The sequence below is a fragment of the Microbacterium sp. G2-16M genome (genome assembly GCF_055809115.1).
Window position 1 is genome coordinate 2993292 of sequence record NZ_CM147897.1, and the last position, 13460, is coordinate 3006751.

General features: G+C 71.8%; 12 protein-coding genes. 7 read left to right on the top strand and 5 right to left on the bottom strand.

The features are described 5' to 3' along the window. Positions 1-31: 31 nt before the first annotated feature. Together AC0L6F_RS14115 and AC0L6F_RS14120 are read right to left on the bottom strand one after the other, a co-directional pair. Complete coding sequence (locus AC0L6F_RS14115) at positions 32-2146, bottom strand: YhgE/Pip family protein (protein WP_473538374.1); 2115 nt, start codon at positions 2144-2146, stop codon at positions 32-34. Beyond that, entirely contained in the window at positions 2143-5016 is a 2874-nt protein-coding gene (locus AC0L6F_RS14120; RefSeq protein ID WP_473538375.1) for an MMPL family transporter, read from the bottom strand. Before AC0L6F_RS14120 ends, AC0L6F_RS14115 begins: the two co-directional genes overlap by 4 nt. A gap of 156 nt (positions 5017-5172) precedes the next feature. Here AC0L6F_RS14120 and AC0L6F_RS14125 point away from each other — a divergent pair, with 156 nt between their 5' ends. After that, positions 5173-5808, top strand: a complete 636-nt coding sequence (locus tag AC0L6F_RS14125; protein WP_473538376.1) for a TetR/AcrR family transcriptional regulator — start codon at positions 5173-5175, stop codon at positions 5806-5808. Between the two features lie 327 nt (positions 5809-6135). Here the strand turns inward: AC0L6F_RS14125 and AC0L6F_RS14130 are convergent, their stop codons facing one another. Beyond that, positions 6136-7125: an o-succinylbenzoate synthase gene (locus AC0L6F_RS14130; RefSeq protein ID WP_473538377.1), complete on the bottom strand. Its 990-nt coding sequence runs from the start codon at positions 7123-7125 to the stop codon at positions 6136-6138. Between the two features lie 145 nt (positions 7126-7270). On the opposite strand from AC0L6F_RS14130, the gene AC0L6F_RS14135 reads away from it, so the two are divergent. From AC0L6F_RS14135 to AC0L6F_RS14145, 3 genes are all read left to right on the top strand, one after another. Further along, positions 7271-7606, top strand: a complete 336-nt coding sequence (locus tag AC0L6F_RS14135) for a PadR family transcriptional regulator (RefSeq protein ID WP_259611347.1) — start codon at positions 7271-7273, stop codon at positions 7604-7606. Position 7607: 1 nt separating this feature from the next. Further along, a complete protein-coding gene (locus tag AC0L6F_RS14140) occupies positions 7608-8552 on the top strand; it encodes a permease prefix domain 1-containing protein (RefSeq protein ID WP_473538378.1) in 945 nt (314 codons plus the stop codon). A 212-nt stretch (positions 8553-8764) separates the two neighbouring features. Next, positions 8765-9547 (top strand): LLM class F420-dependent oxidoreductase, encoded by a 783-nt coding sequence (locus AC0L6F_RS14145; RefSeq protein ID WP_473538379.1) that lies wholly within the window; start codon positions 8765-8767, stop codon positions 9545-9547. A 9-nt stretch (positions 9548-9556) separates the two neighbouring features. Here AC0L6F_RS14145 and AC0L6F_RS14150 read toward each other — a convergent pair whose 3' ends face one another. After that, entirely contained in the window at positions 9557-9967 is a 411-nt protein-coding gene (locus AC0L6F_RS14150; RefSeq protein WP_259611349.1) for a glucose-6-phosphate dehydrogenase, read from the bottom strand. 119 nt (positions 9968-10086) lie between these two features. Here AC0L6F_RS14150 and AC0L6F_RS14155 point away from each other — a divergent pair, with 119 nt between their 5' ends. The 3 genes from AC0L6F_RS14155 to AC0L6F_RS14165 all read left to right on the top strand — a co-directional run bounded on the left by AC0L6F_RS14155 (position 10087) and on the right by AC0L6F_RS14165 (position 13144). After that, positions 10087-10953, top strand: coding sequence for a 1,4-dihydroxy-2-naphthoyl-CoA synthase (locus AC0L6F_RS14155; RefSeq protein ID WP_435526281.1), 867 nt, complete (start codon positions 10087-10089; stop codon positions 10951-10953). Next, a complete protein-coding gene (locus AC0L6F_RS14160; RefSeq protein ID WP_274637224.1) occupies positions 10953-12113 on the top strand; it encodes an AMP-binding protein in 1161 nt (386 codons plus the stop codon). The genes AC0L6F_RS14155 and AC0L6F_RS14160 overlap by 1 nt, the downstream gene beginning before the upstream one ends. Before the next feature lie 71 nt (positions 12114-12184). Further along, positions 12185-13144: a 1,4-dihydroxy-2-naphthoate polyprenyltransferase gene (locus AC0L6F_RS14165; protein ID WP_259611351.1), complete on the top strand. Its 960-nt coding sequence runs from the start codon at positions 12185-12187 to the stop codon at positions 13142-13144. Here AC0L6F_RS14165 and AC0L6F_RS14170 read toward each other — a convergent pair whose 3' ends face one another. Beyond that, positions 13145-13453: a DUF4229 domain-containing protein gene (locus tag AC0L6F_RS14170; protein WP_259611352.1), complete on the bottom strand. Its 309-nt coding sequence runs from the start codon at positions 13451-13453 to the stop codon at positions 13145-13147. Positions 13454-13460 lie beyond the last annotated feature (7 nt).

The window sequence follows — 13460 nt, forward strand, 5'->3', positions numbered from 1 at the left end:
GTCTACGAGATGCCTCGCCGCGGGCCCGGACCTACGCGGCGGCCGGCAGCTCCGTCAGCAGCGCCTTCACCGACGTCGTGCGTCGGCGCATGACCGCCAGCACGGTCGCGGCGAAGGCCAGCACAGCCCAGACCGCCAGACCCGCGATGCCCGCGCCCAGTCCCGAGGCCGAGGTGAGAGCGGCCAGTCCTGCGGTCAACCCGGATGCCGGGGGCAGCACCGAGGCGATCGCCACGAGCACCCCGGGCACGGTCGAGACGACCCCGGTTGCGACCGCCAGCGCTCCGATCAGCGCGGCGATCCACCGTCCGGCGCCGCCGAAGACGGCCACCAGCGCCTGGTTCACCGCGGCGAACGCGACGCCGGCCACCACGCACACGACGGCGAAGATCGACCAGGTGCCCCAGTCGTAGGATGCCGCGAGCTGCACGATCCCGGCCACCAGAAGCCCCTGCACGGCACCGATGACCGCCGCCGGAGCGAGCGCGCGCAGCGCGAGCAGCGCCGAGGGGCGGCGGGATGTCAGAGCCCGGCGCGATACTGCCTGCAACGCCACGAACGAGCCCAGCCCGCCGAACCACAGCGCGAGCATGGCCAGGAGAGGAATCGCCGATGCGCCGAACATCGAGTCGCCGACACCCTGCGTCGCGACGGGGTCGGCCACCACCGCGGCGAGGCTCTTCGCCTGCTGATCGGTGAAGCTCGGCAGGGCGTCAGAGGCCTTGTGCAGGCCGGCCGACAGATCGTCGGCGCCGTCGGCGAGCTTGTCTGTTCCCCCGGCGAGGGTGTCGGCGCCGTCCGCGGACTGGGCCGCGCCGGACGCCCAGGTGTGCGCGCCGTCGGCCCACGTCGAGGCTCCGCCGACGGCCTGTGCGGCACCGACCGACAGGGATGAGGCTCCGTCGGCCAGCGTGTCCACGCCGGTCGAGGCATCCGTGGCCCCGTCGGCGAGTCCGGTCATGCCGCCGGCGACCTGGGTCATCCCGTCGGAGATCTGCGTGAGCCCCTGCGCCACCTGAGGCAGCCGGCTGAGTCCGTCCACACCCTGCGCGATCGCGCCCGAGTTGTCGATCACGGCCGTCACCTGCGGCAGCGCCTTCGCGGCGCCGTCCGCGAGCTGGGTCAGGTTGGCGCAGAACTCGGCGGACGCGCCCTGCGCCGCACAGTCGGCGACGAGCGCGTCGAGCTGGTCGGCGGTGTCGGTCACGGTCTGCTTGACCTGTGCGCTGTTGTCGGCGAGCTGGTGAGTGGCCTCGACGAGCGCCTGCGGGAGCCGCGGCGCCTGCGACAGCCCGGCCGCGATCTTCGACAGGTTGCCCGCCAGCTGGCTGGTGCTGCCGGCAAGCTTCTGCGCCCCGCTCGACCACTGATCCAGTCCGGTCGCCGCCGCGTGCGCGCCGGAGGCCCAGGTGGAGGCTCCCGACGACAGCTGCGAGACGCCCGACGAGATGCCGTCCGCGCCGTCGGCCAGGCTCGAGGCGCCGCCGGACAGCTGCCGCACCCCGTCGGCGAGACTGCGCGCGCCGTCCGCGGTCTTGCCGGCGCCGTCGGCCCAGGTCGTCGCGCCGTCGGCGGCGGTGCCCAGCTGGTCGCCGAGCGTGGTGAAGCTCAGGAACACGTTCTGCAGCGTCGTGGACGAGAGTGTGGAGCCCAGGGCGGAGGAGGCGGCCTGGGTCACCTGCGCGGTGATGGCGTCGTCGATCACCCGGGCATCCGGCGCGGTCTCGACCTTGATGGTCGCCTGCTGCGCCGTGCCATCGGTGCCGGACAGCTCCTGCCCGGGCGAGACGGCGGCGGCCGAGAACCCCTTGGGGATCGTGATGACGGCCTGATACGTGCCGTCGGCGAGTCCGGCCTCGGCATCGTCGGTGTTCGAGATCGTCCAGTCGAGGTTGCTGGGCACGTCGTCCGAGCCCTTCACCAGCCCGGCGGTGAGCTGCCGGCCCAGCGGCACCGTCTGGCCGTCCACCGTGACCGGCTCGTCGTTGTTCACGATCGCGGCGCTCATCGCGTCGAGGCGTTCGGTCGGGTTGTACAGCGCGGCCACCAGCACCCCGCCGATGAGCACCGGCAGCAGCAGGACGCCCAGCAGGGTCAGCCACGTGACGGGGCGGCGGGAGCGGGCGCGTTCGATGGGCAGTCTCATGCGGTCACCTCGGAGGCAGAGAGGGGAAGAGCGGCGGTGCGCCGCGGGGGAGTGAGATCGACGACGTCCACGTCCGGGCGTCCGGCCTCGGCGAGGAGGCTGCGGGCGCGAGTGGCGTCGTCGGCGGTGGCCACGATCACGAGGCCGGGGGTGACGGATGCCGCATCCCGCAGGGCTGTGGTCACCTGATCGCGCCCGCCCGGTGTCGCCGCGGCATCCAGCCCGTCGACGACGAGCAGGCGGGTCCGGCGGCGCAGGGCCCGGCGCACGTCCGCCGCCGGGTCGGCGCTGCCGCCGAGCAGGGCGACCCCGGCGTGGGCGCGCACCCAGACGGCGCGCTCGGGCAGGAGGTGCCCGTCGACCTTGAGGCGTCCGCCGGTCGGGCCCACCCGGCCGGCGATCGTGAGGGCGAGGGCGCGGGTCGCGCGCGGGTCGACCCCGGTCAGCAGCAGCGATCCGCCGGCTTCGACGCGGACCGAGATGTCCTGGTAGAGCGTGACGCCGTCGTGGGCGGCCAGTTCGATGTCCTCGGCGACGATCGCCGCGGTGGTGTGCGGCTCGGGCCATTCGGCCAGGGAGATCTCGCGCTCGACCGCCTCGCCTTCGATATCGAAGCGGGGGAGGATCCGATCGAGCCAGCGCGGCATCCACCATGCCTTCGCGCCGAGCAGCGCCATCACGGCCGGCACCAGCGTCATCCGCACGAGGAACGCGTCGATGGCGATGCCGGCCGCCAGCCCCAGGGCGATGGGCTTGAGGCTCGAATCGCCCTCGGGGATGAACGCGGCGAACACCGCGAACATGATGACGGCGGCGGCGGTGACCACGCGGGCGGACGCGGTGAAGCCGCTGCGGACGGCATCCGTGGCCACCTGGCGGTCGACGCGTCCGTCGCGGCGGCGCCGGCCGTGGACGTAGTCCTCGCGCATCCGCGAGACCAGGAACACCTCGTAGTCCATGGCCAGACCGAACAGCACGCCCATCAGCACGATCGGCATGAAGCTGATGATCGGGCCCACCTTCGTCACGTTCAGCAGCTCGGCGCCGACGCCGTGGATGAACACGAGCGAGACCACGCCGAAGGCAGCCGCAACCGACAGCAGGTAGCCGGCGGCGGCCTTCAACGGCACCCAGATCGAGCGGAACACGATCGTCAGCAGGATCAGCGACAGGCCGACCACGAAGATCCCGAACGGCAGCAGTGCGCCGCCGAGCCGGTCGGAGATGTCGATCGCGACGGCGGTGAATCCGGTGACCTTCATGTCGACGCCGTACTGGTCCAGGATGCGGTCGTGCTGGGCGCGCAGCTCGCGGACCAGATCGGCGGTCGCCGGGTCGTCGGGTGCGGTGGTGGGGATGATCTGGACGATGCCCGTGTCGGCGGTGGCGTTCGGAGTGGCCAGCGCCACCGTCTTCACGCCCGGCAGCTTCTCGACGTCCTTGCCGATGTCCTGCATCAGGGTGAGCGGGTCGTTCGAGGTCACTATCGTGCCGGTCATGATCAGCGGACCGTTGAATCCGGGGCCGAAGTGCTCGCCGACCAGATCGTACGACTGGCGCGCCTCGCTGGTCGCGGGGAGCATCCCGGCGTTGGGCAGCGCCAGGGCGAGGCTGGTGGCGGGGATGGCGAGACCGCCGAGGGCGGCCACGACGGCGACGGTGGTGACGATCGGATGCCGGGTGACCAGACCGACCCAGCGGGCGGCGAAGGAGGTCCGGGAGCGAGCGGAGCGAGAAGGGTCGCCGGCCGCGGGGGCCGCGTCGGGGGCCGGCCCTTCGTCTCGGTCGCGCTGCGCGCGGCCTCGCTCAGGGACCCGGGTGTCGCGCTGCGCGCGGCCTCGGCGCTTCCAGCCGAACACGCGGCCCTTTGCGAAGCCGAGGAACGCCGGGGTCAACGTGAGTGAGACCATCACGGCGATCGCGACGGCGACGGCGGCGGCGATGCCCATCGTGGTCAGGAACGGGATGTTCGCGAACGCGAGTCCGATCAGCGCGATCAGCACCGTGACGCCGGCGAACACGACGGCCGAGCCGGCGGTGCCGGTCGCGCGCGCCGCGGACTCCTCGGCATCCATCCCCCCTCTCACCTGGTCCTGGTGGCGGGAGATGATGAACAGCGCATAGTCGATGCCGACGGCCAGGCCCAGCATCAGGGCCAGCAGCGGCGTGGTCGACGAGATCGTCGAGAACGCGGTGGACACAAAGATCAGGGCCATCGACAGGCCCACTCCGAGCAGTGCGGTCAGCAGCGGCATCCCGGCCACCAGGAACGAGCGGAACGTGACGATCAGCACCAGCAGGGCGATCACCAGGCCGACCGCTTCGATCAGCGAGAGGGCCGGGAGCGTGGTGGCGAACAGATCGCCGCCCAGGGCGACCTGCGAGCCGGCCGGAAGCTCCGCCTGCAGGTGGTCCGTGACCTGTTCGAGATCGGCCTTGGTCGCCGCACTGATGTCGGTGACCTGGCCGTCGAACTGCATCTGGATGATGGCGGCCGTGGCGTCCTCCGAGACGAGGCCGTCGATCTGGTCCGAGAACGGATCGCTCACCGCGAGCACGCCGGGCAGCTTCTCGAGCTCGTCGATCGTGGCGTGGATGTCGTCGGTGAACGGGGCCGCGTCGACCCGGTCGCCCTTCGGCGCGACCACGATCGCCTGGGCGCTGGTGCCGGACACCTGCGGGAACGTGCGGCTGAGCTGCTCGAGTCCGGCCTGCGACTCGGTGCCGGGGATGGAGAACGTGTTGTCGGTGCCCTGTGCGAACAGCGCCACGCCGCCGCCGGCCAGCCCCAGCAGGAGCAGCCAGGAGACGAGCACCCGCCACGGGTGACGATACGACCAGCGCCCGAGCGCGGCGAGGAGTGTGGACACGATGCCTCCGGATCGAGGAGCGGACGATGTCGATACGTCGCTGTATCCAATACAGAAGTGTATCGGATACAGTTGTGTATCGTAGCCCGGTCGGCAAAGGTGAAACTGGATGCCGGTTGTGAATGCGCGGCGGGATGCCGCGGCAGGGGAGAGAACGTGAGCGACGCACCGACGACGGCCACCCGCAGCCGCGAGAACACCCGGGCGCGGCTGCTGGACGCCGCCTTCGACGTGTTCGCCGACGTCGGCCTGGATGCGGCATCCGTCGAGGCGGTGTGCGAGCGTGCGGGGTTCACCCGCGGGGCGTTCTACTCGAACTTCGAGTCCAAGGACGAGCTGTTCATGGAGCTGGCCCAGACCGTGTCGGAGCGCAAGCTCACGGCGGTCACCGACCGGGTGCGCGAGTTCACCGGCCAGGCGCCGCCGGCCGAGCGGCCCGAAGAGATCGTGCGCCAGCTGGTGGACGTGTCGCTGGACTCGCGGCAGGGCGTGCTGCTGATGAGCGAGATCCGGGCGCGGGCGATGCGCGACGCGCGGATGGCCGCGTCGTATCGGGAGTGGTCCGAGGGGATGGTGCAGCGCGTCGCCGGGATGGCCGACGACCTCATCGCCGCGTACGGGCTGCGGCTGCGGCTGACCGCGGCCGACTTCGCCCGGATCATGCTCGAGGTCTGGGAGAGCACCCTGGTCAACGCGGTCATCGACGAGCTGGACGACGCCGCCACCGGGACGCGGATGCACAGCCGAACGCAGGCGCTGGTGGCCGCCGTGGTCGAGGGCTTCGCGGACTGACGGCGGGGCGGGGCGCCGGCGGGCGGGGCGGGCGGGCGCCCGGCGCCGCGAGATCGGGTTCGTGCACGTATTTCGGCTCGAGATCGTGCATTGTCCCGATCTCGTGGCGTGGCGTGGCGTGGCGGGGCGCGCCCGGGGCGGCGCGCCGGCGGGCGCCCGGCGCCGCGAGATCGGGTTCGTGCACGTATTTCGGCTCGAGATCGTGCATAGTCCCGATCTCGTGGAGGGGTGCGGGCGCGTCCGGCCCCGAGCTGGGTAGCGCGCGGCGTGGGCGGCAGCCCGGCGCAGAGCCGGCGCGGAGTCAGTCGGCCAGCAGCGCGGCGAAAGTCAGGCGAGCAGGGTGTGGCAGCGTTCGAGCCGCGCGAGCCACCACGCGATGCGTTCGGGGGATACCGCGAGCTCGTCGAGCAGCCGCGGGTCGGGCGCGACGCGTCCGACCGGCAGCAGGCCGTCGACCGGGCGCAGCGGTCGAGCCGCGACATCCGTCGTGAACAGCGAGGCCGTGCCCAGTCCGCAGTCGTGGGCGAGGTCGGGGAGCGCGGCGGCCAGCGTGGTGCCCATCGCGAGCCCGACCGAGGTGTCCAGGGCGCTGGAGACCACCGCGGGCAGTCCGGCCGCGGCGACGATCTCGAGGGCGCGGCGCACGCCGCCCAGCGGCTGCGCCTTGATGATGAGGATGTCGGCGGCGCCGGCACGGGCGACGGCGAGCGGGTCCTCGGCCTTGCGCACGCTCTCGTCGGCGGCGATGGGGATGTCCCAGCGCACGATCCGGCGGCGCAGCTCGGCGAGTTCGTCCACGCTCGCGCACGGCTGTTCGACGTATTCCAGGTCGGCGTCTGCCAGGGCGTGGATCGCGCGTTCGGCCTCGTCGACGTTCCAGCCGCCGTTCGCGTCGATGCGCACGCGGCCCTCCGGCCCCATCGCCGTGCGCACGGCGTGGACGCGGGCGACGTCCTGGGCGAGGGTCTGACCCCGCTCGGCGACCTTGACCTTCGCGGTCCGGCAGCGGTCATAGCGGGCGAGGATGCCGGGGACGTCGGCAGCGTCGACCGCGGGCACCGTGGCGTTGACCGGGACGGCCTCGCGGACCGGTGCCGGCTGCGCGGCATAGGCGAAGTCGATGGCGGCGGCGAGCCAGGTGCTGGCTTCGGCATCCTCGTACTCTACGAAGGGGGAGAACTCGGCCCAGCCCTCCGGCCCCTCGAACAGGAGCGCTTCGCGCACGCTCACCCCGCGGAATCGGGCGGCCATCGGGAGGGCGACCACGCGCGCGGTGGCGCGCAGTTCAGACAGAGACGGCTGGCTCACAGCATCCATCCTCCGCCCTGGGGCCCGCGAAATCGTACGATCCGGCCGAGTGAACATCAATTTCGGCCAGGTTTCATGTGCACTCGGCCAAATCGTACGATCTCGAAGGGCGTGGGCTGGACAATAGTGTGTGATACACAGTAAAGTGTGAGGCGTGGGCGACAACGAGATCCTTGACACGCACCTCCAGGAGCTGCGGCGCGGCACGATCGTGCTCGCCTGCCTCCGGCTGCTCGTCACGCCCGGGTACGGGTACGGGCTGCTCGAAGAGCTCAGCAGACGCGGGTTCCCGACCGACGCCAACACGCTCTACCCCCTCCTGCGGCGGCTCGAGAAGCAGGGGTATCTGACCAGCGAGTGGAATACGGACGAGTCGCGTCCCCGCAAGTTCTACCGCACCAGCGCGACCGGCACCGCCCTGGCCGCCACCCTGACCGCAGACTTCCGCGCGATCGCCGACGCGATCGCCTCGCTCCCCCAGGAGGATTGACATGGATGCCGCCACTCTCACCGAACGCTATGTCGACGCCGCGATGCGCACCGTGCCGCAGCCCCAGCGCAGCGACCTGTCCGCCGAGCTGCACGCATCGATCGCCGACCAGATCGACGCGCGCATCGAGGCCGGCGACGCTCCGGCTTCGGCCGAGGCCGCCGTGCTCACCGAACTCGGTGATCCGGAGGTGCTCGCCGCCGGCTACACCGGCCGTCAGCTGCACCTGATCGGACCGCGCTACTACCTCGACTGGTGGCGCCTGATGAAGGTGCTGCTGTGGATCGTTCCGGTGTGCACGGCGTTCGGCGTGGCACTGGGACAGGTGCTCGCGGAGGCACCCGCCGGCGGCATCATCGGCACCACGGTCGTGGCCGTGCTCACGTCGATCCTGCACGTGGCGTTCTGGACGACGCTCATCTTCGTCATCCTCGAGCGCACCGGCCACGAGACGATGGATGCCGGACCCTGGACGCCGGAGAGGCTGCCCGAGCCGAAGCAGAGCGGGGCGACGTTCGCCGACATGGTCGCGTCGATCGTGATGCTGCTGGCGCTGGCCGGCGCGATGCTGTGGGACCTGTGGCTCGGCTTCGTGCCCGGACACCGGGTGTCGCTGCTGGATGCCGAACTCTGGCCGATCGCCATCCTCATCCTGTTCGCGATCATGGCGTGCAACGCCGTTCTCGTCATCATGGTGCACCTGCACGGCCGCTGGACGGCGCGGGACGCGGTGGTCAACGCGGTGCTCGTGCTGGCGGCGGTCGGCACGCTGGTCTACAACAACGGGCATCTGCTCAACCCGGGCTTCTTCGAGGCGGTCGGCGGTGCCGACGGCGCCGCGGGTGCGCATCGCGTCGTGACGATCGTCGCGTGGTTCGTCATCGGCGTGATCGCGCTGTGGGACATCCTCGACACGTTCCTGAAGGCGCGTCGTGCGCGGCGCTGACCCCCGCCCGGCGCGCCGCCCGGCGTCCGCCCCCGCCCGGCGCCCCGCGCCCCGCTGACGCCCGCGACCGCGTCGAAATCGTACGATCCGGTCGAGTGAACATCATCCTGGGCCAGGTTTCATGTGCAGTCGGCCAGATCGTACGATTTCGGCAGACCCCGGGGCCGGGGCGCGCGGCGCTGACCCGGAAGCCGCGCCATAGGCTGGGAGCCATGCTCCTCGACACGCCCGTGCGCCTCGGCGTCCAGCTGCGGCCCCAGCTCGTCCAGTACTCCGACCTGCATGACGCCGTGCGCCGCCTGGAAGACGAGGGGGTGGACATCCTCTTCAACTGGGACCACTTCTTCCCGCTGTACGGCGACCCCGACGGCACCCACTTCGAGGCCTGGACGATGCTCGGGGCCTGGGCCGAGCAGACCTCGCGGGTCGAGTTCGGCACCCTGGTCAACTGCAACAGCTACCGCAACCCCGATCTGCAGGCCGACATGGCCCGCACGCTCGACCATATCTCCGGCGGCCGGTTCATCTTCGGCACCGGCGCCGGCTGGTTCGAGCGCGACTACGACGAGTACGGGTACGAGTTCGGCACCCCCGGCACGCGGCTCGACGCGCTCGCCGAGGGGCTGCGCCGCATCGAGGCGCGCTGGACCAAATTGAACCCGGCGCCGACCCGCCGCATCCCGGTCATGATCGGCGGGAAGGGCGAGCAGAAGACGCTGCGCCTGGTGGCCCGCCACGCCGACATCTGGCACAGCTTCGTGCCGGCCGACGAGCTCGCGCACAAGGTGTCGGTCATCGAGCGCTGGGGCGCCGAAGAGGGCCGCGACACGTCGGGCATCGTCATGTCGAACGAGCTGCACAGCCGCGACCAGCGGACCGCCGACCAGCTGTACGACGCCGGCGTGCGCCTGTTCACCCTCGCGCTGCAGGGGCCGGACTTCGACTATCCGCTCGTCCGGAAGTGGCTTGCCTGGCGCGACGCGCGCAACTCCTGACGGCCGATCTCAGGCGACCCGCTCGCCGCACATGCCGCATACGCCCGTCGGCGGCACCTCGACGAAGCAGGTCGGGCACACCACCGCCGGCTTCTCCGCCTGCTGCGCGGCCCGGGGCGCTGCCCGGCTTGCGGCGCGGGCGGGCGTCCGGCGCTCTCGCGGCGCCCGCGCGGCGGCGGATGCCGCAGCCACCGGAGCGGCGGTCTTCGGCGTGTGATCGGCGCAGTACAGCCGGACGGTGCCGGCCGGATCATGCGGATGCCGGTGTTTGACCGCCCAGAGCTGGGTGCGCGCGAGCGGCTCCGAGTCGATGCCGCACGTGGTGCAGCGTGCGGGCTCGCCCGGCATCACGGAATCGGCGATCATCGGGGTCTCGAAGGGGATGGCCTCGCGCCAGTCCGACGATCGGGTGATCTTCATGTGCGCCTTCCCGGGGCGCCGCTGCTGACACGATCGCCCGGCTTCCAGTCTCGCACGCGCCCACCGGTGCGTAGGCTGGTCGGGTGAGTGTTTCCGAGCTGTTCGCCCCGGATGAGTGGATGCCGGCACCCGGCGCCGATGCCTACACCGACATCACCGCGCACGTCTCGCGGGACGGCCGCATCGCCCGGATCGCGTTCGACCGGCCGGAGGTGCGCAACGCGTTCCGGCCGCGCACCGTGGACGAGCTGTATCGCGCCCTGGACAACGCCCGGCAGGACCCGAGGATCGGCGTCGTGCTGCTGACCGGCAACGGACCGAGCGCCAAGGACGGCGGATGGGCCTTCTGCTCGGGCGGCGACCAGCGCATCCGCGGCCGCGACGGGTACAAATACTCCGACGACGAGACCGCAGTCGCCGACCCGGCCCGTGCCGGCCGCCTGCACATCCTCGAGGTGCAGCGGCTGATCCGGTTCATGCCGAAGGTCGTGATCGCCGTGGTCCCGGGCTGGGCGGCCGGCGGCGGTCACTCGCTGCACGTGGTGTGCGATCTGACGATCGCCTCGGCCGAGCACGGCCGGTTCAAGCAGACGGACGCGGATGTCGGATCGTTCGACGCCGGCTACGGGTCGGCGTACTTCGCCCGGCAGATCGGCCAGAAGTTCGCGCGCGAGGTGTTCTTCCTCGCCGAGGAGTACTCGGCGCAGCGCGCGTACGAGATGGGCGCGGTGAATCGGGTCGTTCCGCATGCCGACCTCGAGCGCGAGGCGATCGCGATGGCCCGCACGATCCTGACCAAGTCGCCCACCGCGATCCGGATGCTCAAGTTCGCATTCAACGCGGTCGACGACGGGCTGATGGGCCAGCAGGTGTTCGCCGGCGAGGCGACGCGGCTCGCCTACGGCACGGACGAGGCCGTCGAGGGGCGCGACGCGTTCCTGGGCAAGCGCGACCCGGACTGGTCGCCGTATCCGTGGCACTTCTGATGAGGCTCGCACCGGTCTCGGGCGACGCCGCCGAGGTCCTGGCGGCGCTTCGCGCGGTGCTCGACGGCACCGGGCCGGCACTCGCCCTCGGACGGGACAGCGCCCCGCCCACGGCGAACACGGCGGATGCCGCGGCCGCCGAGATCCCGGAGGGCACGGCCGCCGTGATCACGACCTCCGGATCCACCGGCGTGCCCAAGAGCGTCGTGCTCAGCCGGGACGCGCTGATCGCCAGCGCCCACGCCACCGCGGAGCGGATCGGCGCGGGCACGTGGCTGCTCGCGCTGCCGGCCGGCTATGTCGCCGGGCTCCAGGTGCTCAGCCGGTCGCTGCTGGCCGGGTGCGAGCCCGTCCTGCTGCAGGGATCGTTCCAGCCCCAGGCATTCGCCGCGGCGGCGCTGATGATGCCCGCCGGCTCGGCCTACACCTCGCTGGTGCCGGCACAGCTGAGCCGGCTGCTGGACGTCGCCGAGACCGACCGGGCAGTCGCCGCCGCGCTGCGCTGCTTCTCGGCGATCCTCGTCGGCGGGCAGGCGCTGCCGCCGGCCGTCCGCGAGCGCGCGCTGGAGGCCGGCGCCCGCATCGTCCGGACGTACGGCTCCACCGAGACGTGCGGCGGCTGCGTGTACGACGGCGCCGCACTGCCGGGCGTTCAGGTTCGCATCGTCGACGGCGAGGTGCGGCTGGCCGGGCCCATGCTCGCCGACGGCTACCTCGGCGACGTGGAGCTGACCGACCGGGTGTTCGTGCGCGACGCGGAGGGAGTCCGCTGGTACCGCACCGGCGACGCCGGTCTCGTCGAGGACGGCGTCCTGCGCGTCCACGGACGGATCGACAACGTGATCGTCTCGGGCGGCATCAACATCTCGCTGGACCGGGTGGAGCGCATCGTCCGGGATGTCCCGGGCCTGGCCACCGCGGTCGTCGTCGCCGTCCCGGATCCCACGTGGGGCGAGGCATCCGTCATCGTCGTCGCCCGCGGCGACGCGCTGCGCCGCAGCGAGTCCGGGCAGCTGGACGAGGCCCGCCGGGCGGTCGCCGCCCAGCTCGGTGCGCACGCGCGGCCGGCACGGCTGGTGCTGGTCGACCAGCTCGCGACCCTGCACAGCGGCAAGCCCGACCGCGAGACGATCCGTCAGGCCGTGCTGGCGCTGCGCTGAGCCGAGCGCAGCACCCGGCACGGGGTGCCCGGATGCGGCATCCACCGATCCGGCCCCTACAATGTGCTCTCGTGGCTGGATCCTCGCGCAACACCCGTACCCGCGCCCGCGGCAAGACCGGCGGCAACCCGGCGAAGGCGCCCGTGCGCCGCATCCCCAAGCCCACGGCGGGCGACTGGATCGGCGCCGCGCGGCTGCGCACCCTGCCGCTGGCGATCACGCCCGTGCTCATCGGCACCGGCGCGGCGCATGTGATCGACATCCGGTTCCACTGGGTGCTGGCGCTCGGATGTCTGCTGGTCGCGGTGTTCCTGCAGATCGGCGTCAACTACGCCAACGACTACTCGGACGGGGTGCGCGGCACCGACGACGTGCGGCACGGGCCGGCACGCCTGACCGCATCGCGCAAGGTGAAGGCGCGCACGGTGCTGGTCGTCGCGCTGTCGTTCTTCGCCCTGGCCGGGATCGTCGGGCTCGCGCTGGTGATCCGCACGCAGCAGTGGTGGATGCTGCTGGTCGGGGCGGCCTGCATCGTCGCCGCGTGGTTCTACACCGGCGGCAAGCGCCCGTACGGGTACCACGCGCTGGGCGAGGTGTTCGTGTTCGTCTTCTTCGGCCTCGTCGCCACGGTGGGCACCACCTGGATCCAGGTGCAGTCGGCTCCCCAGGAGGCCTGGCTCGGCGGCATCGGCGCGGGGCTGCTGGCCGTGGCGGTGCTGGTCGCCAACAACCTGCGCGACATCGACCAGGACCGCGCGGCCGGCAAGAAGACGCTGTCGGTGCTGATCGGCAGACGCGGATCGCAGATCCTGTTCACGGCCTGCGTCGTGCTGGCGTTCGCGGTGGCCGGGCTGATCGCGGTGTTCTACCCGATCGCCTGGCTCGTGTTCATGGCGCTGCTGGGCGGCATCCCCGCCCTGCTCATCGTGTGGCTCTATCGCGAGCCGCGCGAACTGGTGGTGGCGCTCGGGATCACATCGCTCACCTCGGTGGCGTACGGCGCGCTGCTGATGTGGGCGTACTTCGGCTGATCAGCGCGCGGCGTCGCCGTCGGCGTCCTCGTGGCGCAGCGCCGCGTTCGCGGCATCCTCCAGATCGGCGTCCTTCTCGGCATCCGTCTTCTGCGTGCGCTGCTCACGGCGAGCGGCCAGGCCCGAGGCGACGTCATCGAGCGGACGACGCAGGAAGATGATCGACAGCGACACCCCGATCAGCGCGGCGAAGATCAGCGCGATCCAGTACATCTCCCGGAAGATCGGGAACAGCAGCATGATCCCCAGCGGCACCAGGAACGCCAGCAGGCGCAGCACCGAGTAGAGGACGACGGATCGGGTCTTCACCTGTCCA

Coding starts and splice junctions, on each gene's coding strand:
- AC0L6F_RS14115 (WP_473538374.1), bottom strand. CDS start 2,146: ATGAGACTGCCCATCGAACGCGCCCGCTCCCGCCGCCCCGTCACGTGG.
- AC0L6F_RS14130 (WP_473538377.1), bottom strand. CDS start 7,125: ATGGATGCTGTGAGCCAGCCGTCTCTGTCTGAACTGCGCGCCACCGCG.
- AC0L6F_RS14140 (WP_473538378.1), top strand. CDS start 7,608: ATGGATGCCGCCACTCTCACCGAACGCTATGTCGACGCCGCGATGCGC.
- AC0L6F_RS14145 (WP_473538379.1), top strand. CDS start 8,765: ATGCTCCTCGACACGCCCGTGCGCCTCGGCGTCCAGCTGCGGCCCCAG.
- AC0L6F_RS14150 (WP_259611349.1), bottom strand. CDS start 9,967: ATGAAGATCACCCGATCGTCGGACTGGCGCGAGGCCATCCCCTTCGAG.
- AC0L6F_RS14155 (WP_435526281.1), top strand. CDS start 10,087: ATGCCGGCACCCGGCGCCGATGCCTACACCGACATCACCGCGCACGTC.
- AC0L6F_RS14160 (WP_274637224.1), top strand. CDS start 10,953: ATGAGGCTCGCACCGGTCTCGGGCGACGCCGCCGAGGTCCTGGCGGCG.